Genomic DNA, 23,429 nt, shown 5'->3' with positions numbered 1-23,429 from the left:
CTTTCCTGATGACACAGCGGTGAGAAACCGTTGATGCGCCTGGGGAAAAGGGGAGTGCTATGCTCAAGCGTCACCGTATGACGACGGCCATCACCGGTATTCTGGGTGGGGCGCTGCTGATCACCGGCTGTGGAGCCGCTGTCGCGCTGCAGCCTTCGCAGGCGCCCGAGCGTGGCGTGGCCAACGCTGGTTTGGCTTCCGGTGGGGGTGGTGGGGACATCGGCACGTCGAACTGCTCGGAAGCCGATTTCCTCGCCTCCGCAGCGCCTGTGGAGGGCGAGCCCGGTAGTTTCATCGTGACGTACGGGAACCGGTCGGACAAGACCTGCACGATCAACGGTGGCGTGCCCAATCTCAAGGGCGTGGACATGAGTGACTCGCCGATCGAGGAGCTGCCGGTCGAGGACGTGCGGCTTCCCGAAGCGCCCGAGGAGTTCACTCTTGAGCCGGGTGAGAGCGCGTACTTCGGCATCGGCATGATCCTGGCCGACAGCAGTGATCCGGATGCTCATGTTCTCAGTGGGTTCCAGGCCTCGCTGCCGGACATGTCCGAGCTCCAGCCGGTCTACATCGTCGGTGACGACGAGGTGCGGTTCGCCGTGGAGAACCTGCGAGTCAGCTCGCTGGTGTCCACTCCGGACGAGCTGTGAGCGTCGCCACGTGAGGGTGCCGTCGCAGCGCCGCGGCGAGTCGGTGGTGACGAATCGCGTGGCGAAACGCTCGGCTGGGTCCGGACAATGCGCGGCACGCTAGTCGATGACGTGCTCGGCGATGGCCTCGTAGAAGTCGTTGATGCCCCCGTTGTTCCAGTCATCGTGCGGACATTCGATGAATGGCTCGTTGCCGATCAGTATCAGCAGCCCATTCGCCCCGAACGGCGCGCGATGAAAGCACTGATCCTTTCTTGTCCCCGGTGAATCAGGTTGAGCGCATCCGCTCGACGGCACAGTTCTCCCGAGCCATCGGCGATGGCCGAAGAGGCAAGCTCCCGAAACGTTCAGGCAGCACCGCAGTTCGCTGGTACGCGCCAGTCCTCCGAAGCCGGTAGGAACGTTCGCAGGTACCTCGCTCGATCGCGGCCAGGTCCTGGCGACGAGCCACACACGGAAGGACAGTGCGTGTTCTGCGCTGATAACGCATGAACTCGGCAGACGGGAGTCCGGCGTCCGTCGCGCATCTTCCGCCTGTCGTTCCGCTGCCGGGAACGGCCGGCTCCGGATCGCGGGCGGTCACGGGGAGACCGCTGAGAATTCTGTTCACGTCACTGGCCCTACCGGCCCACATCCGGCCGCACGAACCGTTGGCGCGAGCGCTGCTGAGGCGCGGGCACGACGTGCGGCTGGCGACAGCGGCGTCGATGGAGCGCCTCGTGACCAGGTCGTACGGCATCCCGCACCTTCCGGCCGGGCTCGACTGGACCGCGGATCCGGACGTCGAGCGGCGGCTGACGTCGGCCTTGGTCCGGGATGGCAACGAAGCCTTCTGCCGGATGCTTTACGGCGAGGTCCTGGCCGGGCGGTGCGTGCTGCCGATGTTCGAGGACCTGCTGGAACACGCGATGCACTGGGCCCCCGACGTCGTCATCAACGACTGCGCGGAGTGGGCGGGACCGCTTCTGGCTCTGGCGCTGGGAATCCGGAACCTCGCCGCCGACAACGGCCTGCTGCGAAACGTCTGGGATCATCACGCTGATCACATCCGTCCGAGGCTGACCGAACACCGCTCGGCACTCGGCCTCGGCCCCGAACCCCGGACACCGAGCAGCCTGGACCACGGGGTGCTCACCCCCGCGCCGCGCGAACTCCTCCTCGCGGATCTGCCCATTCCGGCGGTCCGGTCCTACCGGCACGAGAACCCCAGGCAGGCCCGCGAAGAGCTCCCGCGCTGGGTGCGCGAGCTGCCGCGCGACACCCCCTTGGTCTACGTGATGCTCGGGAGTTCCGGAAACTGCGCGCCCGGCATGGCGGCCGGTTTCCGCCGGGCGAACCAGAGCGTTCTCGAAGCCCTGGCGGATTTCGACGGCGCTGTTGTCGTCGCGGTCGGACGCGGCAATGTTTCCCAATACCTCCCACAGCCTCGCCATGTCCGCGTGGTGGAATACGCGCCTCAAACGCTCGTGCTCCGGCGCGCCGACGTGTTCGTCACGCATTGCGGGTTCGGTGGATCACGAGAAGCGATCGAGGCCGAAACGCCGATGGTGATGCTTCCGTGGTTCGCCGACCAGTCGCTCAACGGAAGGGAAATGGCCGCGCGCGGCATGGGCCTTCTGCTCGATCGGTTCGCCGCGACCCCTTCGCAGGTCCGGGATGCGGTTTTCGAGGTTCTCACCGAAACGCGGTACCGCGCTGCGGTGTCCGCGGTACGGCGGCAGATGATGGCCCTCCCGGATCTGGCGGAGATCGTCGACGATGTGATCGAGTCGTGCGCCGAGCCGGTACCAGCCTGATCCCCGGTCCAACCTCGCGGCAGCTGAACGGACTCGTGAGGTGGGCTTGCGCGGCAAGCCAACCTCACGAGTCCTATGTGGACAGCCCTTACCGTGCTGTCAGGCGTTGATGTCGGACGGGTGCGTCGCCAGTGGCGTGACGTGGATGTCCATGTAGGGGAACAGCGGTAGGCCCGAGAGCAGGGCGTGCAGTTCGTCGTTGGACTCGACGTCGAAGACCGAGATGTTGGCGTACTCGCCGACGATGCGCCAGATGTGCGGCCACTTCCCGGCGCGCTGCAGCTCCTGGGCGTACTGCTTCTCCTCGGCCACGATCTCGGACCGGGTCTTCGGGTCGAGGTCGTGGGGCAGGCACACGTCCATCCGCACCTGGAACAGCATGGTCAGTCCTCCCGCCGGTCGAGCGCGAAGCCGTAGTCGATCCTGGCGCTGCCGTCGTCCTGGACGACCGGCGACAGGATCAGCTCCGGCTTCACCGCGCTCGCGATGTCGTCGTCGTTGTGCGGGTCGCCGGGGAAGTACAGCTGCGCGATGAGCTGTTCGTGACCGGGCGCGGAGACCTTCACGTGCAGGTGCGCGGGGCGCCACGCGTGCCAGCCGGCGGCGGAGATCAGCCTGCCGCAGGCTCCGTCGGTGGGGATCTGGTAGGGCGCCGGTTGGATCGTGCGGATCCGGAACTTCCCGTCCGGGCCGGTCGTGAAGGTGCCGCGCAGGTTCCACTCCGGGATGCCCGGGGCGAACTGGCTGTAGTAGCCGTCGGCGTCGGCGTGCCACAACTCCACGGTCCCGGCCAGCGGGGTGCCGTCGGTCGAGGTGATGCCGCCCTCCCACAGCAGCGGGGTGCCCTGCTCCCCGTCGCGCATCGGCAGGTCGGCGTCCGCGCCGCGTTCGGGGGCGTCCGGGACGTAGTACGGGCCTTCGATCGAGCCCTTGCTGCCCTGGCGATCGGCGGTGGCCACGTCCTCGACCACGTGCTCGACCCACACGTCCAGGAACAGCGGCCATTCGCCGTCCGCGCCGACCTGGATCAGCCACGCCTTCAACGCGTTGTACTCGTCGTAGGTGACCTCGTGCTTGCGGATGGTCTCGTGGATCGCGTCGAGGACCGCGCGCGCGAGCAGGTCGACCCGTTCCTTCGGGGTGTCCTTGACCGCGTCGTACGGCGACTTGTCGTGGTGGAATCGTTCGGTCGCGGCTGCTCCGGACGCGGCTGCGGTGGCGGTTTCGTCAGCGGTGCTCATCTGGTTCCTCCATGTGTCCTGCGGCCCGGCCTAGTCCTGGCGGTAGCGGGCGAGCTTGTCCGGATCGATCTCGACTCCGATCCCGGCACCGGGGCGGACCCGCAACTCGCCGTCCCGGATCTGAAGGGGATCGGTGAGCAGGTCGTCGGTCATGTCCAGGAAGTTGGAGAGCTCCGCCGCGCGGTGCGAGGTCCGCTGGTGCGCCGCGCCGAAGGCGATCGTGCAGGCGGTGCCGAGCTGACCGTCGATCTGGTTGCCCATGACGACCTCGATGCCGAGTCCCTCGGCCAGGTGGTGCGCGCGCTGCGAGCCGGTGAACCCGGTGCGGGCCGTCTTGATGCTGATCGCGGTGGCAGAGCCGCCGAGGACCTCGCGGGTGATGTCGGCCGGGGTCACCGCGGACTCGTCGGCGATGAACGGCACGTCCAGGTGGCCGACCAGCCAGCGCCTGCCGAGCACGTCGTCGGCCGGGCAGAGCTCCTCGGCGAAGAGCAGGTCGAGGTCGGCGAGCCGGCGCATCGCCCGCATGGACTCCGACGGGGTCCAGCCGCGGTTGCCGTCGACGTACAGCTCCACGGTGTCGCCGAACTCCTCGCGCAGGGCGCGCACCACGGCGATGTCGAGGTCGATCGGGCGGCGGCCGACCTTGACCTTGAAGGTGCGGATGCCGTAGGTCGCCACCATCCGCTCGGCCTCGGCCACCATCTTCGCCGGCTCGTCGAAGCCGAGCATGTGGCTGACCCCGAGGCGGTCGGTGTAGCCGCCGAGCAGATCGGTGACGGGAAGCCCGACGGTCTTGCCGAAGGCATCCCAGATCGCCATGTCGATGGCGGCTTTTGCGGTGGGGTTGCCGACGGTGCGGCCGAGGCGCGCCCGGACGACTTCGCGTTCCGCCAGGCGGAGCCCGGTGATCTGCGGTGCGAAGACCGATTCGACGACGGCGACGATCCCGGCCTGCGTCTCGCCGTAGGTGAACGGTCGCGGCGGAGCCTCGGCCGCGCCGACGACGCCGTCCTCGGTGTGCACGCGGATCAGCACGTGCTCCGCGGCGGCCACTTCTCCGGAGGCGAACTTCAGCGGCTTGCGGTACGGGATGGCGAACGGGATCGCCTCAACCCTGGTGATCTTCATGCGAATCCCTCGGTCGGTGGCGTGTTCGGTTCGAAGACGCCGCTGTGCCGTGATCGCGCAGCGCGGTAGGAGAATCCACTGTGGAACGGAGCGCCGTTGGGCATCGAGCGTCGGCCTCCTCGATCTCGCGTCGCCGCTGACTGGGTGATTGCCGAGGTTAGGGGCCGGTCCGCTGCTGCGGAATTGGTAGAGCCCCTGCGGGCGTAGGGGATTTCTTCAGTTCGGGCGGTGGTCGAAGGGAGCTCCGGACGGGCGCTTGCCGCACTCCGCCAGGGTACGAAGGCCCCTGACCTGCTGTGATCGCGATGCGCGAGCGGGAGTGGGCGATCGTGCGGCGAGGCCGGTGCGCACGCGGTGGCCGCGCCGATCAGCAGGTACGGGGCCTGCTCGACGCCTGGGCACCGAGACTGTGTCGACGGCTCGTCTCGCCGTCGTCGCGTTGGCCCGGGAACTCCGCGCGCGGCCCACTGAAGCCCGTATTCGTGTGGAACCGTCAGCGGGCCGAAGTTGGTTCTAGCTCCTGGCAGGGTTTTTCGCGATTTGTGGGATCGTGGGCTTCCGCTATGCAGGTCGGTTCGTGCACTATGCACTTCGCGGCCGTTCGACCCGCCCTTCGAAGTACCGTGCGGGCAGCCAAGAATTCGCCGCGACCAAGTTGGAGCAGGTCGTACCCGCGCGGTTCCGGCAGCCACGTCGCATCGCTGGCCAGTCCACTGTGAACTACCGGGTTCCGGTGGCGGACCTCCGGTGTGCCGCCGCTTGTGCTGTGCCGAATCCGCACTGCGAAGTGCGATGTACGCGCTGGAGATGCGATGTCCGAGACAACATCCGTGCCTGTCGGCGCGCAGCGCCCGCCCCGCGCTGGGTGCCGCGGTGTGGATCCCGCTCAGCCTCGGCTGGCTCGCGATGGGCGACCCGCCCTCGCCTATCGCGGTGGCCCTGAGCGTCGGCGTGCTGCTGGACGGGATCATCACCGGCGGGCTCGCCGCCTTCTTCGCAGAGCTGTTCCCGACGTCGGGGCGCTACACCGGTGCCTCGGTCGGTTACCAGCTGGCGGGCATCGTCGGCGGTTCCCCGACCCCGATCGTCGGCGTCTCGCTACTCGCGGCCACGGGTTCGGTGCTCCCGGTGGCGGCCTTCGTCCTCGCGATGCTCGCGCTGACCCTGATCTCGATGGTCGTCGCCGGCGAGACCCGCCACCGGCGGCTGACCGGCATCTGATCCGATTCAACACGGGCCCCGGCCGGGAGGCGCAGCCGTTCTCGCACGTCCGCGACGGCGGTTGCGCCGCGGCCGGACCCGACATCCTGTGAGGTGAACACGATGGAGCTGGAGAAGACCGTCGCCGAGCTGGCCCGCCGGGTCGAGGTCCTGGAAGCCGAGGCCGAGATCCGCCGGGTCCAGGCCCGCTACATGTTCCTGTGCGACACGCCCTGCCCGGAGTTCGGCGTCCGCGACGACGACCACCGCATCGACCTGATCATGCGGCTCTACACCGACGACGCCGTCTGGGAGGGCGTGGGCGAGTACTACGACGGCCAGTTCGGCCGAGCGGAGGGTGCCGCCGCGATCCGCGCGCACTTCGAGGCGTTCTGGGGTCAGAAGCGTGATCCGGCGCTGCTGCTGAACGCGCACTACCTCACCTCGGAGCAGATCCGGGTCGACGGCGCCGAGGCGACCGGGCAGTGGATCCACGTGCAGCCCTGGCTGTTCTCCGACGGTAAGGCGCTGCTGCGCTCCAGCCGGCTCAACAACGCCTTCCGAAAGGAGGGCGGTACCTGGAAGATCACACGCACGCGCACCGAGAATGTGTTCATCGCACCGCTGGCCGCGGACTGGGTCAGCGACCACCCGACCGCGTCGGTGCTGATGAGGCCGTAGGCGGGCAGGTGGTGGCGATGCGGAGGGAGGCAGGCGCGGTGACTTCGGAGGAGCCGGTGGGAGCGGAACCAGTGGTACACATCGTCGACGACGACGCCGATCTGCGGCAGTCGCTGGTGTTCCTGCTGGAGAGCATCGGGGTGCAGGCGCTGACCTACCCCGATGCCACCACGTTCCTGGCGGAGTTCGACCCCGGCGAGGTGGCCGTGGTCATCGTCGACGTGCGGATGCCGGGGATCAGCGGGTTCCAGCTGCAGGAGCGGCTGCTCGACATGGACTACCCCGCGCCGGTGGTGTTCTGCTCCGCCCACGGGGACATCCCGATGTCGGTCCGCGCCGTCACCCGCGGCGCGGTCGACTTCCTGGAGAAGCCCTACCAGCCGCAGCGGATGGTGGAACTGGTGCAGGCGCAGCTGGACGAGGCCCGCCACCGGTTCGCCGAGCACGCCGACCGCCGGGCCGTCGCCACCCGGCTGCAGGCGCTGACCCCGCGGGAGCGGGAGGTGCTGCGCCTGGTCATCGAGGGACTGCCCAGCCAGGTCATCGCGGGCAAGCTGGGCACCAGCGTCAAGACCGTGGACGTGCACCGGGCCAGGATCAAGGCGAAGGCGGACGCCGACAGCCTCGGCGCCCTCGTCCGCGACATCCTCCTCCACCGCGTGGAGGTCTGAACAACGCGCCGTTGGCGCAGGTGGTGCCCTTTTTCGCGAATGCCGAACTCTCGCGAGAAGGGCACCACCCGCGTCAGGGGTCGTTTCAGAATGGTTCAGGGCTACCTCGCCCCGAGAGTGCCGCGGCCCTCACGTCTCACACGTGCCCGCACCCGCATCCTGAAACGACCCCTTGGGTCAAGGACCGGCGGTGCGCGGTCAGCCGAGCAGCGCCGCTTCGACCCAGCAGCCGACCGCCAGGAGCTCGGCTTCGCGCCGCCTCGCACCCACGAGCTGGAGGCCGAGCGGCAGTCCCGCGTCGGTGCGCATTCCCGGCACGCACACCGCAGGCAATCCGAGTGCCTGCCAGGCGCGGCTCAACACCGGGTCTCCGGTGGCCGCCAGCCCAGCGGGGGCCGGGCCGAGGGCGGCGGGGCCCAGCACGGCGTCGTAGTCGGCCAGCAGTTCCGCCAGCCGCGTGCCTGCTTCGGCCGCGGTGCGGAGGGCCGCCTCGTAATCGTGTTGCGACGAGGCCGCACCGGTTTTCAGCAGTGTCGCCAGTTGCGGGCTCAGCTGCGGGGCCACCGCAAGCTCCGCCGCTCGTTCCCGCGCGGCCTCGTAGGCCATGATCACCGGATGCGCAGCGGTCACCTGCGCGGCCAGCTGCTCCTCCGGGAACTCGTCGATCACCGCGCCGGCGGCGCGCAACCTGCTGCAGGCGCTGGTCAGCGCGGTCGTCATCCGCGGTTCGACGCCGAGCTGTCGTGCGGTCCAGAGCAGCAGCCGCGGCGGTCGGCCCGCCTCCAGGCCGGGATCGGGATCGCCGGCCAGCGCGGACCAGGCCAGCGCGAGGTCGGACACGCCCGCGGCCAGGACGCCGTGGCTGTCCAGGCTCGGGCTCAGCCCGGTGACCCCGTCGACGGGGAACCGGCCGTGGCCGAGCACCAGCGATGCGACACCGCAGAACGCGGCGGGCCGGGTGACCGAACCCGCGGTCTGCGATCCCAGGGCCAGCGGCACCTGCCCTGCGGCGACCGCCGCGGCCGAGCCGCTGGACGATCCGCCCGGCGTGTGGTCGGGCGCCGCCGGGTTGCGGGTCGGGCCGGGCGCGAAGTAGGCGAACTCGGTGGTGACCGCCTTGCCGACCGGGACCGCGCCGGCCCGCCGCCACGCGGTCACGATCGCCGCATCGGCCTCGGCGGCCACCGCATCGGCGCGCAGCTGCGATCCGCACCGGGTCGGTAGCCCGGCGACGTCGATGATGTCCTTGACCGCGAGCGGAACCCCGCCGAGCGGCCCGTCGCTGGTGGGATCGGTGCCGGGAGCGAGCTCGACCCACGCCCGCAGCTCGGCGTCGGTCTCGGCGATCCGCCCGCGGGAGCGCCGGAGCGCTTCGGCGGGCGTGGTCGTGCCGGCGGCCAGGGCGTCGACGAGCTCGCGCAGCGACCACGGCTGCCAGTACGCGCGGTTCACGGCTGCCCCCAAGCGGCGTCGGCGACCCAGAAGTCCATGCCGCCGGCGCTGACCCCGTGCCGCCACTCCGAAGTCCGCCGCAGCAGCGGCTCCACCTCGGCGGTGACCGCGTCGGCCGCGTCGGGCCCGTCCTCCGCGACCTCCCAGTGGACCCAGTTCAGCTCGCGGCCCCTGGCGTCGTGGACGAACAGGTCGACGTGCCGCCAGCCGTAGCCGTGGGTGTCGTTGTAGCAGGTCAGGGTCATCCGCGTGGGTTCGGCGTCAGATGGGGTGGGCATGCGGCGATCTCCTTGTCCGGACGGGTTTCAGCGCGTGTATTCGTCCCGGTTTGGTTTGGGTTCTTGAAGCGGTGTAGCCGCTTAGCCCACCTAAGCAACTTGCACCGCCGCGGGTTCTCGGCGTTCGTCTGGCGGGGACAGCTCCGACGCCGCGTATCGGACATACGTCAGGAGGAGATCCCACAGCCAGGCGGGCGCTGAGGTTCCGCCACTTGCACCGTCGCGCGAAGCGAGTTCGTCGGACAAGTGCTCAGGCGCTCAGCGACGGTGCGGCCAGGCTGTGGAACCGGCGCTGGAAGTAGACCAGGGCGCCGCTGTCCTCCCGGGTCAGCACCTTGTCGACCTCGACGAACATCACCGAGTGCGAGCCCTGGGTCTGCTCGGCGATGATCCGGCCGATGATCGAGGCGGGCGAGTCGCGCAGGACCGGGACTCCCTCGGAGTCCAGGTCCCAGCAGTCCTCGGTGAACCGCTGCGCGGTCGGCACCTTCGTGGCGCCGGCGAAGTGCATCGCCAGCTCCTCCTGTTCGGCGCCGAGCACGTTGACGCAGATGCGGCCGTTGGCGACCAGGACGTCGTGGGACCGGCTCGACCGGTTGACGCACACGAGGACGGTCGGCGGTGAGTCGGTCACCGAACAGGCCGCGCTGACGGTCATCCCGGCGAGCCCGTGGGCCCCGTCGGTGGTGACGACGTTGACGGCGGCCGATAGGTTCGCCATCGCGGCGCGGAACTCGCGTTGGACCGGGGTCAGCTCGGGCACGATTCCTCCTGTCGCAGGACGCGGATTGAGCACTGCCGGTACCGGCACCGTTCCGACGGTACGGACGCGGCCGGTGCGCGGGAATCGAGACTTCCCCGCGCCCCGCTGAGGATTTCCCCTACGACCGGGCGTCATTCGGCGAGCGGGAGGGTGAAGCCGAACCGGGAGCCGCCTTCGGCGCGTCCTTCGCTCCAGATGGTGCCGTGCTGGCGGGTGATGATCCGGTAGCTCAGGGCCAGCCCGATGCCGCTGCCGTGCTCCTTGGCGGTGAACGTCTGCGCGAACGGATCGTGGGGCAGCCCCCGGCCCTGGTCGTCGACGGTGAGCACGCCGGCACCGCCTTCGACCCGGGTGGTGATGGTCAGCCGTCTGCGTTGCGGGGAGCAGACCGCCATCTCGTCGATCGCGTTGAAGCACAGGTTGAGCACCACCTGGCCGGTCAGCACCCGCTCGCACTGGACGCGCACCGGCTGCGGGCCGCGGTCCACCCGCACGTCGACGCCCACCGGGTCCGCGCGCAGCCGGATGAAGTACAGGCATTCCTCGACGATGTCGTCGAGGTCGGCGACCTGCTGCACGTGTTCGAGATGGCCGACGAACGCGCGCACCGAGCCGACGATGGTGGCGGCGCGCTCGATCTGCCGCACCGCGTTGTCGATGCCGTACCCGACGCGCGAGTCGGTCTGCGCCGCGGCGCGCGCACCGGCCAGGAAGTTGGCCGCCGCGGCCAGCGGCTGGCCGAGTTCGTGCGCGATGGCCATCGCCATGTCGCCCATCGCGGTGTAGCGCGCGAGGTAGTTCTCCCGCTGCATCTCCCGTTCCCGGCGCACCTGCCCGTGGACCCGTTCGGAGACGTCGTGCAGGATCATCAGCAGGGCGTCGCCGCCGGTTTCCTGCAGCCGCTCCAGGCTGCCTTCCAGCCAGACGGGTTCCCGGCCCGGGCCATCGGGGACTTCCAGCTGCACCGCCGTGACCGGATCGGCCCGGTCCCGCACTTCGTCCCATGTGGACACCCGGCCGTGCAGCCGCAGGCGGGCGTAGTCGGTCAGCGGGCCGAGCGGTTCGCCGGCGGTCGCGCCGATGAGCGGAACCGCCGTGTTGGTGGCGAACCGGATCGTGCCGGTGGAGTCGAGCATCAGCGCGACGGTCGACGTGTGGTGGGCGAGCGCGTCCACCCAGGACGTGGTCAGGCGCAGCTCGCGCTCGATCTCCTGCTCGCGTTCGATGTCGCGGAACTGCACCAGCACCGCGGGGCCGCGGTCCAGCTCGACCCGGACGGCCACCGCGTCGGTCGGGATCACCCGGCCCGACTTCGCGCGGTAGTGCCATTCGATCCGGCTCGCGCCCTTGTCGACGGCCTCCTGCAGCCAGGCGCGGCCGATCACCCGGTCGTACTGCTGCGCCGAGCTGCTCATGTCGTCGGCCTTGAGCGGGCGCAGCTCGGCGACGCTCCACTCGAGCATCTCGCACGCGGCGGGGTTGGCCCAGAGGATGTCCTTGCTCGCGGCGTCGTGCACGAGCACGCACATCCGGGTGGCGTTCACCATCGCCACGAAGTCCTGCGCCGTCAGCTCGGGCACGCGGGGATCGACCTGCATCGAGCCAGCGTAAGGGCGGTGCGCCCGGTCCCGCACTGAAGGAATCCCCTACGGAGGCAGAGGCAATACCACTTTCGCGGTGGCGGGCGCGTTCGTAACGTCGGGAGCCATCCAGCAACTACGAGGGAGCTGAGATGGTGAACACCCAACAGATTCGCCCCGATGCCGATGTGCCGGCGGGGAACGGTGTCACCTTCGAGGACGTGCTCGCAGAACTCGCCGATCGGAGAACCGAGTTCCGCGAGCAGCGCTACGTGTCGAAGGACTTCATCGCCCGGCTCAAGCAGCTCGGGCTCTACCGCGCCGCCACCCCGACGAGGTTCGGCGGTGAGCCGCTCGCGCCCGCGGATTTCCTGGCGCGGATCGAGCGGATCTCGGTCGTGGACGGTTCCACCGGCTGGGTCGCCAGCTTCGGGTCCGCGCTCGTCTACCTCGCGGCGCTGCCCGTCGCGACGCAGGCCGAGCTGTACCGGGACGGCCCGGACCTGGCGTTCGCGGGCGGCCTCTTCCCGGTGCAGCCCGCCGCGCCGACCGAAACCGGCTTCCGGGTCGACGGGCGCTGGAAGTTCGCCAGCGGCTGCATGGGGGCGGACGTCCTCGGCGTGGGCATCCCGGGCGACGAATCCACCGGCGGCAAGCCGCGGACCGCGCTGCTGCGCCCCGAGCAGGTCGAGATCGTCCAGGACTGGGACGTCGTCGGCATGCGCGGCACCGGATCCTTCGATCTGGTGGTCCGCGACGTCGAGGTGCCGCGCGAGTGGACCTTCATCCGCGGCGGACGGCCCACTGTGGACGAACCGCTCTACCGCTACCCGACGATCGCTTACGCCGCACAGGTCCTCGCCGTCGTCGGCGCCGGCGTCGCCCGCGCCGCGCTCGACTACGCCGAGGAGGTCGGCGCCGGGTACGCCGGGGTCACCGGCGCCCCGAAACTGGCCGACCGCGCCTACTACCGCGCCGAGATCGCCGGGGCGGAGGCGGCGTTGCACTCGGCCAGGGCGTGGTTCTACGAGCTCAGCCACGAGGTCTGGGATGCCGTCGTCGCCGGTGACGAAGCCACCGACGAGCAGAACGCGCGGCTGCGGCTCGCCTCCGCGCACCTCGCGAAGACCTCGTCCGACGTCGTCGGCCGGCTGCTGGAGATCTCCGGCACCGCGCCGATCCACAGCGCACATCCGCTGCAGCTGCTGCACGGCGACGCCCTCGTCCCGAAGCAGCACGCCTTCCTCGGCCCCGCGATGTACGACGCGGCCGGCGCGGTCCTCATGGGAATGCCGCCGACCACACCCGGTTTCCGCTGACCCACCCCACGACGAAGGAGACCCGCATGACCGCGCAGCCGCTCCGCGTGCTGTTCTGCATCGGCATCAACCAGAACTTCTTCGACCTGCCCACCGACGGCATCGAGGCCGGTGACGTCTGGCAGGCGTTCGTCTCGATGATGGACCAGCTCAAGGCGCTGCCCGGGGTGGACTTCATCGGCGACATCGACGACGACGCGCACGTGGTCGGGCCGTCGTCGGGTTGGCCGTGGACCTGCTACATCCTCGCCGACGTCGACTCGCAGGAGACGGTCAAGGCCGCCTGCAACCTCTTCCGCACCACGCCGGTCGCCGGCGATCGCGCCAAGTTGTGGCGCTTCGCCCACGTGGAGGCCCGGATGGGCCGCCCGCTGACCGTCCGCGACGACGTCGAGCTTCCCGACTGAACAGGGAGAACCCGATGACCGACAACGCCACCGCCCCCGCCGAGCTGGTCGCCGGGGACCGGGTCGCCGGCCGCCTCTACACCGACCCGGACATCTTCGACCAGGAGCTGACCCGGATCTTCGAACGCACCTGGGTGTGGGTCGCGCACGAGAGCGAGCTGCCCGGGCCGGGCACCTTCAAATCGACACACGTCGGCAAGCAGCCGGTGATCGTCACCCGCGACCGCAAGGGCGAACTGCGCACCCTGCTCAACCGCTGCCGCCACCGCGGTGCCAGCATCTGCGAGAAGCCCAGCGGCAAGGCCAACGGCTTCACCTGCCCCTACCACGCCTGGTCCTACGGCCTTAACGGGAAGCTGCGCGGAATCCCGTACCCCGACGGCTACGAGGGCGTCGTCGACAAGGCCGAGTTGTCGCTGAAGACGCTGCGCACCGAGTCCTACGGCGGGCTGGTGTTCGCGACGTTCAACGATGCCGCCGAGCCGCTGGCGGAATTCCTCGGCGACGCCAGGGCCTGGATCGACTTGTTCATGAAGCAGGGTGGCGGTTACCCGATCAAGGTGCTGGGCAAGCACCGGTTCAAGTTCCGCGGCAACTGGAAGATCCAGCTGGAGAACACCACCGACGGCTACCACTTCCCGATCGTGCACCGGTCCTGGATGGCCTCCGTCGACGCCGAGACCGCGGACATGATGTCGTTCATGACCGATCCCGCCGCGATCACCCACGATCTCGGCAACGGGCACAGCGTCATGCAGATGGTGCCCGAGCACTCGGATCTCGATGCCGACGACGGCACCGAGCCGCTCCAGGGCCGGTTCGACGACCTCGTCCAGGAGTTGTCGAAGACCCTCGACCCGGCGCAGGTGCGCAAGCTGGTCCGCGCCATGCACGGCACCGGTTTCAACCTCAACCTCTTCCCGAACGTGTCGATGTCGTCGGCGTTCTTCCGGGTGTTGCGCCCCGTCGCGGTCGACGAGACCTGGATCGAGCACGTCGCGATCGGCCCGGACGGCCCGCCCGAGGTCGAGGCCGTCAACCGCGAGCGCCTGCGCATCCACGAGCACTTCCAGGGCCCGTTCGGGTTCGGCACCCCCGACGACGCCGAGGGGTGGGACCGGGTCCAGCGCGGGGCGCAGGGCGCACCCGAGATGCCGATCATGGTCAACCGCGGGCTCGGCCGCGAGACGACCAGTCCGGAAGGCTGGCCGACCGCCCACGTCACCGACGAGACCGGGATGCGCGCGGCCTACGGCAAGTGGAAGGAGATGATGGGCGATGACTGACGCGACCGCGACGGAATCCCGGACCCCGATCTCGACGACCGACCCCAGGGTCGTCCGGTCGATCGAGCTGGTCTGGCGCGAGGCCGAACTGCTCGACCGCAAGGACTACGTCACCTGGAACGGCCTCTACACCGAGGACGGCCACTACATCATCCCGATCGATCCGCAGACCGAGGACTTCGCCGACTCGCTCAACATGGTCTACGACGACGCGCGCATGCGGCAGATGCGCGTGACCCGCATGATCGAGGGCTACGCGATCGCGGCGGTCGACGCCGCCCGCACGGTGCGCACCGTGTCCCGCTTCGTGCCCGAGTCGGTCTCCGACGACGAGGTCGTGCTGCGGTCGGCGCAGATCCTCATCGCCTACAAGCGCGGTCACCACGACATCTGGGCCGGCGACCTGGTCCACCGGATCCGGCTCTCGCCCACGGGCGAGGACCGCATCGTGCAGAAGGTCGTCCGCCTCGTGGACAGCGAAGACGCCGTGCCTGCCGCGGGATTCCTGCTGTGAGCGCCCCGGATGCGCAGGTCGCCGTGGTGACCGGCGGGGCAGGCGGGTTGGGCGAGTTCATCGTCCGCCGCTTGCACGCGGAGGGCTACCGCGTCGCAGTGGCCGATGTGGACGATGCCGCGGCATTGACCGCGGAGCTGGACAGCACCGGCGCCACCGCGCGCGGGTACCTCGTCGACGTGCGCGACCGGGCCGCCCTGCAGCGGCTGCTCGCCGACGTGGTGACCGATTTCGGCGGGGTGCAGGTCCTGGTCAACAACGCCGCCCGCACGCAGGCGACCCCGCTGCTGGAGATCACGCCCGAGGAGCTCGACGCCGTCATGGCCGTCAACTTCACCGGCACCTTCACCGCCTGCCAGGTCTTCGGCGCCCACTTCGCGGACCAGGGCTACGGCAGGATCGTCAACATGGCCTCGCTGGCCGGGCAGAACGGCGGAACCGCGACCGGCGGCCACTACGCCTCGTCCAAGGGCGCGATCATGTCGGCGACCAAGGTCTTCGCCCGGGAACTCGCGCCCCGAGGGGTGACGGTCAACGCCGTGTCCCCCGGGCCGCAGGACAGCCCGATGGTGCGGTCCATCGTCGGCGAGGACGCCCTCGACTCCTTCGCGAAGAGCGTCCCGGTCGGCCGGCTCGGCGACCCGGCGTTCATCGCTCGGATGGTGGCGTTGCTCGTCTCGCCGGACGCCGCATCGGTCACCGGCGCCTGCTGGGACGCCAACGGCGGCCTCTACCTGCGTTGAGAGGGGAGTCGCGATGATGAACGTCCGGGTCCGGGTGGCGGAGGTCACCGACGAGGCCACCGGCATCCGCGCACTGCGGCTGGTCCGCGCGGACGGCGCCCCGTTCGGCCCGCACCGGGCGGGCGCGCACGTCGACGTCACCGGCCCGACCGGGGTGTTGCGGCAGTACTCCCTGTGCGGTCCGCCCGACGACCGGCAGTCCGTGCTCATCGCGGTGAAGCGGGAACCCGAGTCGAGAGGTGGCTCGGCGGCGCTCCACGCGGTGGCCGTCGGCGACCACCTCGAGATCGGGCGGCCGCGGAACCTGCTGGCCCTCGCCGACGGCGCGGGCGAGCACGTCCTCGTCGCCGGCGGGATCGGCGTGACCCCGCTGCTGAGCATGGCCTACGAACTGCACCGCGCCGGTGCCGCGTTCGAGCTGCACTACTTCGCCCGCAGCCGCGGCGAAGCCGCCTTCGCCGACCTGCTCGAACACCGCGCCGGATTCCGCGACCACGTGCGCCTGCACTTCGGCGTTCCCCGCACCGAACAACCGGCCCTGCTCGCCGACGTCGCGGCGAAACTCGCCCCGTCCGCGCACGTCTACACCTGCGGGCCGCAGGGATTCATGGACCAGGTGACCGACGTGTTCGCCCCGGCCGTCGGCGCGGACCACGTCCACGTCGAGCACTTCACCGCCACCGAGGTCGACACCAGCGCCGACGCGCCGTTCACCGTTGAACTCGACACCGGTGAGGTCTTCGAGATCCCGGCCGACCGGTCGATCCTCTCGGTCCTGACGGAGAGCGGTGTCGAGGTGGCGAAGTCCTGCGAAGAGGGAATCTGCGGCTCCTGCGTGTCCGGGGTGCTCGACGGCGAGCCCGACCACCGCGACAACTGCCTATCCGCCGCGGACAAGGCCGCCGGCGACCAGATGGCCCTGTGCGTCTCCCGAGCGCTGAGCGACAAGCTGGTGATCGAACTGTACTGACCGGCCTGGCGGAATGAGCCTCTTTCATCCTGGTCTTCGGCGTCAGGCCACGCCCCAATGGTCCCTCTCCGCGCCACGCCCACGCGGATGCGGCGTAGCTGGACGACAGCGAACCGCGCCGGTTCGTCCTGCGGTGCGACACAGCGGCCGTGACGGGTGAGGTGCGACTCGCCCGGCTAGCTTGTTGCGGGATTTTCAAGATCGGTAACCTAGCCGGAATCGCCACGGCGTCTGGTATCCGTGCCGAGCGGTATCAGGCAAGGCCGCAGTCCGTACGAGGCCTTGCAAGCGGGAGTCCAGCATCAGGCAGGAGCGGTGATGACCGACTTCAAAGTTGATCTCGGGGGGCTTGATGCGCTCCGCAAGAACCTCGAACGCACCGTGGACAACGTTGATCAGGCGACCAAGCGCATCCAGGACGCGGGGCTCGGGGCTATCGGGCCGACTGTCCTGGACGAGGCATGTGCCGACTTTCGCACGGACTGGAAGGAAGGCTTGGACAAGATCAAGGAGACCGTCGAGAAGATCACGAGTGCGGTCGCGGACGCCAAGCAGTCGTACGCCGAGCTGGACACCGCCATCAGCAAGGATCTCCAGAAGATGGCCGCTGACGTGGCGGCCATGACCAGGAAGAAGTAGCCCCGGGATGGCAGCAGAACGTAGGTTCCCGGCATTGGGCTTCGACCCGGCCCGTGGGGATGTTGCGGCGGTGCGTGAACTCGCCGAACAGGCCACGGATGCGGCCGGGTACGCCAAGGAAGCGCACGAGGCGCTGAAGGCCGTGCAGTCCCAGCAGGATGTCTGGCAAGGCCAGGCGGCGAAGGCGTTCGCCGAGGAGTTGGGTGAGCTGCCGAAGTACATCGGTGACGCGCATTCTTCCCTGGAAGCAGCAGGCAAAGCGCTCTCGACGTGGTCCACCAGGTTGCAGGAGCACCAGGCCGCCGCTGCGAAACTCGAAGCGCAGGCGAAGAAGGCACGGGAAACCTACGAGGGGACGGCCGGCAAGCCGGAAGAGATCCGAGCCGAGGCGTGGGATGCGCTCAATGCGGTCCGCGGGAAAGCGGAGAATCTCCAGGAACTCTGGGAAGATGATGGCCGCATCTGCGCGAAGGCCTTGCGGGAGGCGGCGGAGAAAGCCCCGGCCAAGGCCTTTTTCGAATCCTTCGACGAGCTCTTCAGCAACCCCGGGGAGTGGTTCGACGACCACATCGGCGATCTTGGCGACATCGCGGGACTGGTGTCGGCGGTCAGCGGCTACCTGGTGCTCTACCCGCCCTGCACTATTCCAGCCGCGTCGGTCATGGTTGTGACCGGCCTGGTCGCCCTCGGCGCGCACGGCGGTGACATGGTGATCAACGACAAGTTCGACGATCCGGCATCGTGGATCTCTGTCGGCGGCGATGTCCTCGGCGTTATCCCCGGCTTCGGCGCGATCGGCGCGAGCTTTAAAGGATGGCAGGCGTTCGCGGACGAAGCGGCAAAGATCCCCGAGACCGCTCCCGGAATCGTTAAGAACTTCTTCGAGAAGAATACTGGCATCGCCAATACCGATGAGATCACGGACAAGGTCTACTCCATGATTTCGAATGGAGCGCTGTCGAGTGCCGCGGTGTCGTTGCAGGCGAATAACGTTATCGGGCTGTTTGACAACGATGACGAGGTGAAGTCCGGCAAGGACAAAGACGGTTTCTTGTCGGCCCTGGTCAACGCACTCGGTAACGCACCCGCCAAATGAGGAACCACGATGCACGTCACGACGACGAAACCGGGCACGGGCGCACCGCTCTGGTTCTCCGTCCCCGAGCAGTTCCAGCACATCGACCTCGCCGAAGCTCCCGCGGAGCGCATCAAGAGGACCTACGACGCACTCACCGCTGTGCTGCTGACAGCCACGGCCGAGCAACGACTCGACATGGTGCTGCGCCAGGAAATCATGCTCTCGCAGCTGATCGGCCAAGGTTCGATCTACGTGGGTAACTGCCTCGCCCGGTCGGATGCGTCCCCTTCCGGGATCAGCATCGCGCAGCTGAGCATCATGCTGAAGGACGCCAGGCTTCCGACCCGGCGCCCGCTGTCCGTTCTTGCCAGTGCACTGCGAGAACCTGGCCGCGCTCGGGAAGTTCGCGTCCTCGAGTACCCGGCGGGTGAGGCATTGGCGATCGGCGAAGAAGTGCGGTTGAAGCTTCCGGCACCCTTGCGCGGGACAGCGGCGGCGAGTACTCACCGCGTACGCCAGGCGCAAGTGTTTTTCCTGCACCCAGACGGGCGGCATCTCGTCACGCTCGCGTTGTCGACCGAACATGTGGATGACTGGCCCCGGTTCCTCGGCATCCTCGGGAAGGTCGCCAATAGCATTTCGTTCACCGAGCCTCAGACGAACACGATCAGCCAGCGCCTCGCTGGGACGTGAGACGAGACGGTGTGGGCGGACCTCGTTCGTTTGTTCCCTCGTGGCCGGCACGTGGTGCGGGCTCAACGTCTCCGTCAGGCGAGCCTCGCCACGACGTTGGCGGTCGCCTCGGCGAGGAGGGCCTCGTCGTACTCGGCGTCCTTCGTGGCCTTGCTGGACATGATGGAGATGATGAGCGGCTCGCCGTTCGGGGGCCACACGACCGCGATGTCGTTGGCCGTGCCGTAGTCGCCCGTCCCCGTCTTGTCGGCCGCCGCCCAGCCCGATGGCAGACCGGCTCGGATGCGCTTGGCGCCGGTGACGTTGCGTTCCAGCAGGTCGCGGAGGAAGGCGCGCTTGTCGGTCGGCAGGGCGTCGCCCAGCACGATGCGGTGGAAGTCGGTGCCGATCGCGCGGGGAGACGTGGTGTCGCGGGGGTCGCCGGGGGTGGCTTCGGTGATCATCGGTTCGAACCGGTCCATCCTGGTGACCGCGTCGCCAAGGCTTCGCGTGTACGCCGTCAGTTCGGCCGGGCCGCCGAGGTCGCGGAGCAGGAGGTTGCCGGCGGTGCCGTCGCTGAAGCGCACTGCGGCGTCGCACAGCTGGCGGATCGTCATCCCGGTGGTCAGGTGCTCCCTGGTGATCCTCGCGCTCTTCATGAGGTCGGCTTCGGTGTAGGTGACGAGGGTGTCCAGATAGGACAGTGGGTTGCGGTGCAGGACGGCCGCCGACGCCAGCGCCTTGAACGTCGAGCAGAACGCGAACCGCTCGTCGGCCCGGTGGGCGATGGCGGTGCCGGTGCCGGTGGCGAGGGCGTAAACCCCGAGGCGTGCGTCGAACTTTCGCTCCAGCGCGAGGAGATCGCCGTCGGTCGGCGGGGGAGCGGACGTGGACGTCGTCGGTGGGGTGGTGGGGTTTGCGGGCGGGGTTGCCGTCGGCGTGCTTTGAGCGCATCCAGCCACCGGTAGGAGTGCGACCGCGCTGAGAAAAGCGCGGCGGGAGGTGGGGCGTTGCGACGCTGCCATGTTCTTCTCTCCGATGGTGTTCTTCTGTTGGACTCGATCAATCTTGCAGGGCCGCAGTTGCCACCGGTGGCCTCGCCGTCCTTGTGTCGGCATTGGTTCAACATGAGCAATCGGTTCAGTGTTAATTGAAATTAATCCTCGAAGAGTCCGGCCAGGTCAATACATTGACTTCAGCGCGGATGACGTAAGGCTCTACCGCCAACCCGGTTGCCGTGGTGGGGATGTGACCACGTGTGCGTGGATCCTGGGGCGCTGTCGGGCCCATCTTCGGAGACGGGGCGGTGCCGGTTTCGGGTTGTCGGTTGCCGAGCTGCGCTTCGATTGGCACGGCTTGCTCTGGTGCCCGAGGGTGGGAGCAGAACCGCGGTTGCGGGTGTCTGCAAGGTGAAGTGGGGGGAGTGACATGCCGAAGTACTTGGTGCTGGGCAACTACACGGCCGAGGGGACGAAGGGGGTGCTCGCCGAGGGCGGAACCGGGCGGCGGGAGGCTGTTGACAGGGTCGCCGGGTCGTGCGGCGGAAAGCTCGAGTCGATGTATTTCGCGTTCGGCGCCGACGATTTCCACATCGTCGTCGACATGCCCGACGACGCCTCCATGGCTGCCATGGCCATGGCGGTGCGGGCGGCCGGGGCCGTGATGTCCAGGGTGGTGCCGCTCCTTAGTCCAGAGGACCTCGACGAGGCTGCGCGGAAGACGGTCGACTACCGCGCCCCGGGTGCCTGAGCGCGGCTAACGCCGGTGGTGGTTCTGTGCCGCGGAAAGTCTCGTGTGGCACGTCGGCCGATATTTGCGTCCACCGGGGCGATCCCGGCGTTCAGTTCGGGTATCGGCGATCGGGGTTCGCCTCGGCCACCAGGTCGCTGAGCCGGTGGTCGGCGATTCGGGCGACCTCCAGCACGGCGGTGTGGCGTTCCTGAGCCAGGGTGTTGTGCAGTCGTTGCTGTCCGCGGTCCAGCACCGCTTTGAGGTGGGATTGGTCGCGCAGGCACATGACGAGTGGGAAGCCGAAGCGCTCCCGGTAGGCACGGGCGAGTTCGTCGAGCCGAACCTGTTCATGTCTGGGGAGTTGGTCCAGGCCGGCCGTTGAGCGGTCGCGTGTGGACATTTCGCCGGCCACCGAGGGCCCACCGAGATCGGGGTAGCACGCGAGCAGTCGCTGCAGTTCGTCGTTGCTGGAGCTGAAGTAGGCCTCCTGCAGGGCGGCTCGCAGGTCGGTCGCGTTCGCGAAGGGGCGCAGTTCGCAGGCGCGGTCGATCGCTTGGGCCGGGCCTTGGAACAGCGCCGCGAAACTCGTCCTGAACTCCTCGCGAGTCATGTCGTTGATGTGTTCCAGGGATAGGCGCGGTGCGCTCGGCGGATCTGGGGCCGGGCGTCTGCGTTGCGGGCCCAAGTGGTGCAGGACCAGGTTCAGCCCGATAGCCGTGACGGCTCCGAGGGTGATGCCGCTGCCGACGAAGATCTGCGCCCATTCCGGGACGGCTTGCTTCACGTCGGGCACCGCGGTGACGTACATCGCGATCCCGATGCTGGCCGCGACGATCAACGAGTTGCGGTGGTCGTGGAAGTCGACGCGGGACAGGATCTGGAACCCGACGACCGACACCATGGCGAACATGGCCAGGGAGGCGCCACCCAGTACCGGGGCGGGAATGGAGGTGACGATGGCGGCGAACTTCGGTACCAGGCCCAGCAACATCATGAAGACGCCCGCGACGCTGATCACCCAGCGGCTCGTCACCCCGGTGATGCGCACCAGGCCCACGTTCTCGCTGAAGCAGGTGTAGGGGAACGAGTTCAGGACGCCGCCGACGGCTACGGAGAGGCCGTCCGCCCGCATCGCGCGGGCTATGTCGTCACCGCGGACGCGCCTGTCGAGGATCTCCGAGACGGCGAACACCGCGCCGGTGGTTTCGACCGCGGTGATCAACATGACGATCATCATCGAGATGATCGGCCCGAGGGACAGCTGGGGGATGCCGAACTGGAAGGGGGTCGACAGCCCTATCCAGTCGGCACGGCCGACCTCGCTGAAGTCGGTGTCGCCGAGCAACCAGGCCGCGGTCGTGCCGATCGCGAGCCCGAGCAGGACTCCGATCGTGGCCAGGAATCCGCGTGACACCTTGTGCAGGAGCACGATGATGGCGAGCGTGCCGAGAGCGTAGGCCATGTTCCGGCCGTTGCCCGGATCGAACGAGGGGCCATCGCCTCCCGCCGCGCTCACCGCGGCCACCGGGAGCAGGGCCAGGCCGATGATGGTGATGACCGAGCCTGTCACGACGGGCGGGAAGTAGCGCACGACCCGGGCGAAGAGCGGCGCGATCGCGAAGGTGATCAGACCGCACACGATGATGGCGCCGTAGACCGTCCGAAGCCCTTCCGCACCGCCGCCCGCGTCCAGCGAGATGGCGATCATGGGTGACACGGCGACGAACGCCACGCCCTGCAGCAGGGGAAGACGTACTCCTACCTTCCAGAAACCCACCGACTGGACGATGGTGGCGATCCCGCACGTCAGCAGAGCGGCGTTGATGAGGTGCACGAGCTGACCGCTGGTCAGGCCGAGCGACGATGCCAGCAGGATCGGGATGACGATCGCGCCACCGGCGAAGAACGCCAGCACGTGCTGGAATCCGTAGATGACGAGCTTCCCGGCCGGCGGAACCTCGTCGACGGCGTCCCGCCGGGTCGGACCGTCGGCACTCATGCCGCACGACCAGCAGCAGCGGGGAAGATCCCGGACATCAAGGGGAAACCCGGCACGCGTTTGACGCGGTCGCACCAGCGCCGGACCGCGGGGTAGTCCTGGCGGGAGACACCGCCTTCCTCGCTGAGGGCCACGTCGCCGAAACAAGCGATGTCGCCGAGGGAGAACGCGCCGGCCAGGAAGTACCGGCCCTGCTGCTCGCCGAACCACAGGTGGCGGTCCATCGTCCGCAGCAACCGGTGGGCCTCTCGTTGGGCCGCCGGCAGGTCCAACGGCTCACCGAAAGCCTCGTGCCGCCGGGCCGCTCCCGCGGAGACCGTGAGAGAGCGCCCGAACGCCAGCCAGTCCAGGACGGCGGCGAGGTGCGCCGGATCGTCCGTCGGCATCAGGCTGCCTTCGCGGTCGTGCACCCGTCCCAGGTACAGGAGGGCCGCCGTGGGGTCGTGCACGACGGCGGCGGGGCTGAAGTGCTCGTCGACGAGGACGATGGCCGGCCGGCCGTCCGGGGCGATGTCGGGATACTCCTCCAGTGCCACCGAGCGGAAGTCCTTTCCCAGGACTCCCAGCATCGCTCGCACTTGGTAGCACTCCGCTGACGTCTCGTCGTCGTAGATGGTGATCATCGAGG

Annotated in this window: 26 protein-coding genes; 16 read left to right on the top strand and 10 right to left on the bottom strand. The window is 68.9% G+C overall.

Annotated features, from left to right (window positions below; translation table 11 throughout):
• The first annotated feature begins 77 nt into the window (after positions 1-77).
• From BLW84_RS38500 to BLW84_RS38490, 3 genes are all read left to right on the top strand, one after another.
• Positions 78-650 carry a DUF4232 domain-containing protein gene (locus tag BLW84_RS38500; protein ID WP_245761679.1) on the top strand — a complete coding sequence of 191 codons (573 nt, stop codon included), beginning with the start codon at positions 78-80 and terminating at the stop codon, positions 648-650.
• A gap of 87 nt (positions 651-737) precedes the next feature.
• Positions 738-917 carry a hypothetical protein gene (locus BLW84_RS48625; protein ID WP_218157635.1) on the top strand — a complete coding sequence of 60 codons (180 nt, stop codon included), beginning with the start codon at positions 738-740 and terminating at the stop codon, positions 915-917.
• 452 nt (positions 918-1,369) lie between these two features.
• On the top strand, positions 1,370-2,446 hold the full coding sequence (locus BLW84_RS38490) for a glycosyltransferase (protein WP_177226925.1): 1,077 nt from the start codon (positions 1,370-1,372) through the stop codon (positions 2,444-2,446).
• A gap of 99 nt (positions 2,447-2,545) precedes the next feature.
• On the opposite strand, the gene catC is transcribed toward BLW84_RS38490, so the two are convergent.
• The 3 genes from catC to BLW84_RS38475 are packed head-to-tail and all read right to left on the bottom strand — an operon-like array spanning position 2,546 to position 4,818.
• Complete coding sequence (gene catC, locus BLW84_RS38485) at positions 2,546-2,827, bottom strand: muconolactone Delta-isomerase (protein ID WP_093276162.1); 282 nt, start codon at positions 2,825-2,827, stop codon at positions 2,546-2,548.
• A 2-nt stretch (positions 2,828-2,829) separates the two neighbouring features.
• The gene (catA, locus tag BLW84_RS38480; protein WP_093276160.1) at positions 2,830-3,687 is read right to left on the bottom strand and encodes a catechol 1,2-dioxygenase; all 858 of its coding nucleotides are present in this window, start codon (positions 3,685-3,687) and stop codon (positions 2,830-2,832) included.
• 30 nt (positions 3,688-3,717) lie between these two features.
• Complete coding sequence (locus tag BLW84_RS38475) at positions 3,718-4,818, bottom strand: mandelate racemase/muconate lactonizing enzyme family protein (RefSeq protein WP_093276159.1); 1,101 nt, start codon at positions 4,816-4,818, stop codon at positions 3,718-3,720.
• Positions 4,819-5,691: 873 nt separating this feature from the next.
• Here BLW84_RS38475 and BLW84_RS38470 point away from each other — a divergent pair.
• The 3 genes from BLW84_RS38470 to BLW84_RS38460 all read left to right on the top strand — a co-directional run bounded on the left by BLW84_RS38470 (position 5,692) and on the right by BLW84_RS38460 (position 7,370).
• Positions 5,692-6,039: an MFS transporter gene (locus tag BLW84_RS38470; protein WP_143061253.1), complete on the top strand. Its 348-nt coding sequence runs from the start codon at positions 5,692-5,694 to the stop codon at positions 6,037-6,039.
• 102 nt (positions 6,040-6,141) lie between these two features.
• Complete coding sequence (locus tag BLW84_RS38465; protein WP_177226924.1) at positions 6,142-6,699, top strand: nuclear transport factor 2 family protein; 558 nt, start codon at positions 6,142-6,144, stop codon at positions 6,697-6,699.
• 56 nt (positions 6,700-6,755) lie between these two features.
• Complete coding sequence (locus tag BLW84_RS38460; RefSeq protein ID WP_245761678.1) at positions 6,756-7,370, top strand: response regulator transcription factor; 615 nt, start codon at positions 6,756-6,758, stop codon at positions 7,368-7,370.
• A gap of 198 nt (positions 7,371-7,568) precedes the next feature.
• Here BLW84_RS38460 and BLW84_RS38455 read toward each other — a convergent pair whose 3' ends face one another.
• The 4 genes from BLW84_RS38455 to BLW84_RS38440 form a co-directional block, all read right to left on the bottom strand.
• Positions 7,569-8,822 carry an amidase gene (locus tag BLW84_RS38455; RefSeq protein WP_218157634.1) on the bottom strand — a complete coding sequence of 418 codons (1,254 nt, stop codon included), beginning with the start codon at positions 8,820-8,822 and terminating at the stop codon, positions 7,569-7,571.
• The gene (locus BLW84_RS38450; protein WP_245761677.1) at positions 8,819-9,100 is read right to left on the bottom strand and encodes a hypothetical protein; all 282 of its coding nucleotides are present in this window, start codon (positions 9,098-9,100) and stop codon (positions 8,819-8,821) included. The genes BLW84_RS38455 and BLW84_RS38450 overlap by 4 nt, the downstream gene beginning before the upstream one ends.
• 250 nt (positions 9,101-9,350) lie before the next feature.
• Complete coding sequence (locus tag BLW84_RS38445) at positions 9,351-9,863, bottom strand: flavin reductase (protein ID WP_093276151.1); 513 nt, start codon at positions 9,861-9,863, stop codon at positions 9,351-9,353.
• A gap of 131 nt (positions 9,864-9,994) precedes the next feature.
• Positions 9,995-11,461, bottom strand: a complete 1,467-nt coding sequence (locus tag BLW84_RS38440; RefSeq protein ID WP_093276199.1) for a PAS domain-containing sensor histidine kinase — start codon at positions 11,459-11,461, stop codon at positions 9,995-9,997.
• Positions 11,462-11,595: 134 nt separating this feature from the next.
• Here BLW84_RS38440 and BLW84_RS38435 point away from each other — a divergent pair, with 134 nt between their 5' ends.
• The 9 genes from BLW84_RS38435 (at position 11,596) to BLW84_RS38395 (ending at position 19,092) form a co-directional block, all read left to right on the top strand.
• On the top strand, positions 11,596-12,762 hold the full coding sequence (locus tag BLW84_RS38435) for an acyl-CoA dehydrogenase family protein (RefSeq protein ID WP_093276149.1): 1,167 nt from the start codon (positions 11,596-11,598) through the stop codon (positions 12,760-12,762).
• Between the two features lie 26 nt (positions 12,763-12,788).
• Positions 12,789-13,169, top strand: coding sequence for a hypothetical protein (locus tag BLW84_RS38430; protein ID WP_093276147.1), 381 nt, complete (start codon positions 12,789-12,791; stop codon positions 13,167-13,169).
• A 14-nt stretch (positions 13,170-13,183) separates the two neighbouring features.
• Positions 13,184-14,455 (top strand): aromatic ring-hydroxylating oxygenase subunit alpha, encoded by a 1,272-nt coding sequence (locus tag BLW84_RS38425; RefSeq protein ID WP_093276144.1) that lies wholly within the window; start codon positions 13,184-13,186, stop codon positions 14,453-14,455.
• Positions 14,448-14,969, top strand: a complete 522-nt coding sequence (locus BLW84_RS38420) for an aromatic-ring-hydroxylating dioxygenase subunit beta (protein WP_093276141.1) — start codon at positions 14,448-14,450, stop codon at positions 14,967-14,969. The genes BLW84_RS38425 and BLW84_RS38420 overlap by 8 nt, the downstream gene beginning before the upstream one ends.
• Positions 14,966-15,712, top strand: a complete 747-nt coding sequence (locus BLW84_RS38415) for an SDR family NAD(P)-dependent oxidoreductase (RefSeq protein WP_093276138.1) — start codon at positions 14,966-14,968, stop codon at positions 15,710-15,712. Before BLW84_RS38420 ends, BLW84_RS38415 begins: the two co-directional genes overlap by 4 nt.
• A gap of 13 nt (positions 15,713-15,725) precedes the next feature.
• A complete protein-coding gene (locus BLW84_RS38410; RefSeq protein ID WP_093276135.1) occupies positions 15,726-16,682 on the top strand; it encodes a PDR/VanB family oxidoreductase in 957 nt (318 codons plus the stop codon).
• Between the two features lie 318 nt (positions 16,683-17,000).
• Positions 17,001-17,321 (top strand): hypothetical protein, encoded by a 321-nt coding sequence (locus tag BLW84_RS38405; RefSeq protein ID WP_093276132.1) that lies wholly within the window; start codon positions 17,001-17,003, stop codon positions 17,319-17,321.
• A gap of 34 nt (positions 17,322-17,355) precedes the next feature.
• The gene (locus BLW84_RS38400) at positions 17,356-18,417 is read left to right on the top strand and encodes a WXG100 family type VII secretion target (protein WP_218157633.1); all 1,062 of its coding nucleotides are present in this window, start codon (positions 17,356-17,358) and stop codon (positions 18,415-18,417) included.
• Between the two features lie 9 nt (positions 18,418-18,426).
• Positions 18,427-19,092 carry a hypothetical protein gene (locus BLW84_RS38395; RefSeq protein ID WP_093276127.1) on the top strand — a complete coding sequence of 222 codons (666 nt, stop codon included), beginning with the start codon at positions 18,427-18,429 and terminating at the stop codon, positions 19,090-19,092.
• A gap of 74 nt (positions 19,093-19,166) precedes the next feature.
• Here the strand turns inward: BLW84_RS38395 and bla are convergent, their stop codons facing one another.
• On the bottom strand, positions 19,167-20,096 hold the full coding sequence (gene bla / locus BLW84_RS38390) for a class A beta-lactamase (protein WP_093276124.1): 930 nt from the start codon (positions 20,094-20,096) through the stop codon (positions 19,167-19,169).
• Positions 20,097-20,499: 403 nt separating this feature from the next.
• Here bla and BLW84_RS38385 point away from each other — a divergent pair, with 403 nt between their 5' ends.
• Positions 20,500-20,820, top strand: coding sequence for a GYD domain-containing protein (locus BLW84_RS38385; protein ID WP_093276122.1), 321 nt, complete (start codon positions 20,500-20,502; stop codon positions 20,818-20,820).
• A 91-nt stretch (positions 20,821-20,911) separates the two neighbouring features.
• Here BLW84_RS38385 and BLW84_RS38380 read toward each other — a convergent pair whose 3' ends face one another.
• Together BLW84_RS38380 and BLW84_RS38375 are read right to left on the bottom strand one after the other, a co-directional pair.
• Positions 20,912-22,801 carry a solute carrier family 23 protein gene (locus tag BLW84_RS38380; RefSeq protein WP_093276119.1) on the bottom strand — a complete coding sequence of 630 codons (1,890 nt, stop codon included), beginning with the start codon at positions 22,799-22,801 and terminating at the stop codon, positions 20,912-20,914.
• Complete coding sequence (locus BLW84_RS38375; protein WP_093276117.1) at positions 22,798-23,424, bottom strand: glutathione S-transferase C-terminal domain-containing protein; 627 nt, start codon at positions 23,422-23,424, stop codon at positions 22,798-22,800. Before BLW84_RS38375 ends, BLW84_RS38380 begins: the two co-directional genes overlap by 4 nt.
• Between the last annotated feature and the right edge of the window lie 5 nt (positions 23,425-23,429).

This window comes from Saccharopolyspora shandongensis (assembly GCF_900106995.1).
GTDB lineage: Bacteria > Actinomycetota > Actinomycetes > Mycobacteriales > Pseudonocardiaceae > Saccharopolyspora > Saccharopolyspora shandongensis.
Note: the sequence above shows the minus strand (reverse complement) of the source record. Positions and strands in the feature narration are given on the sequence as shown.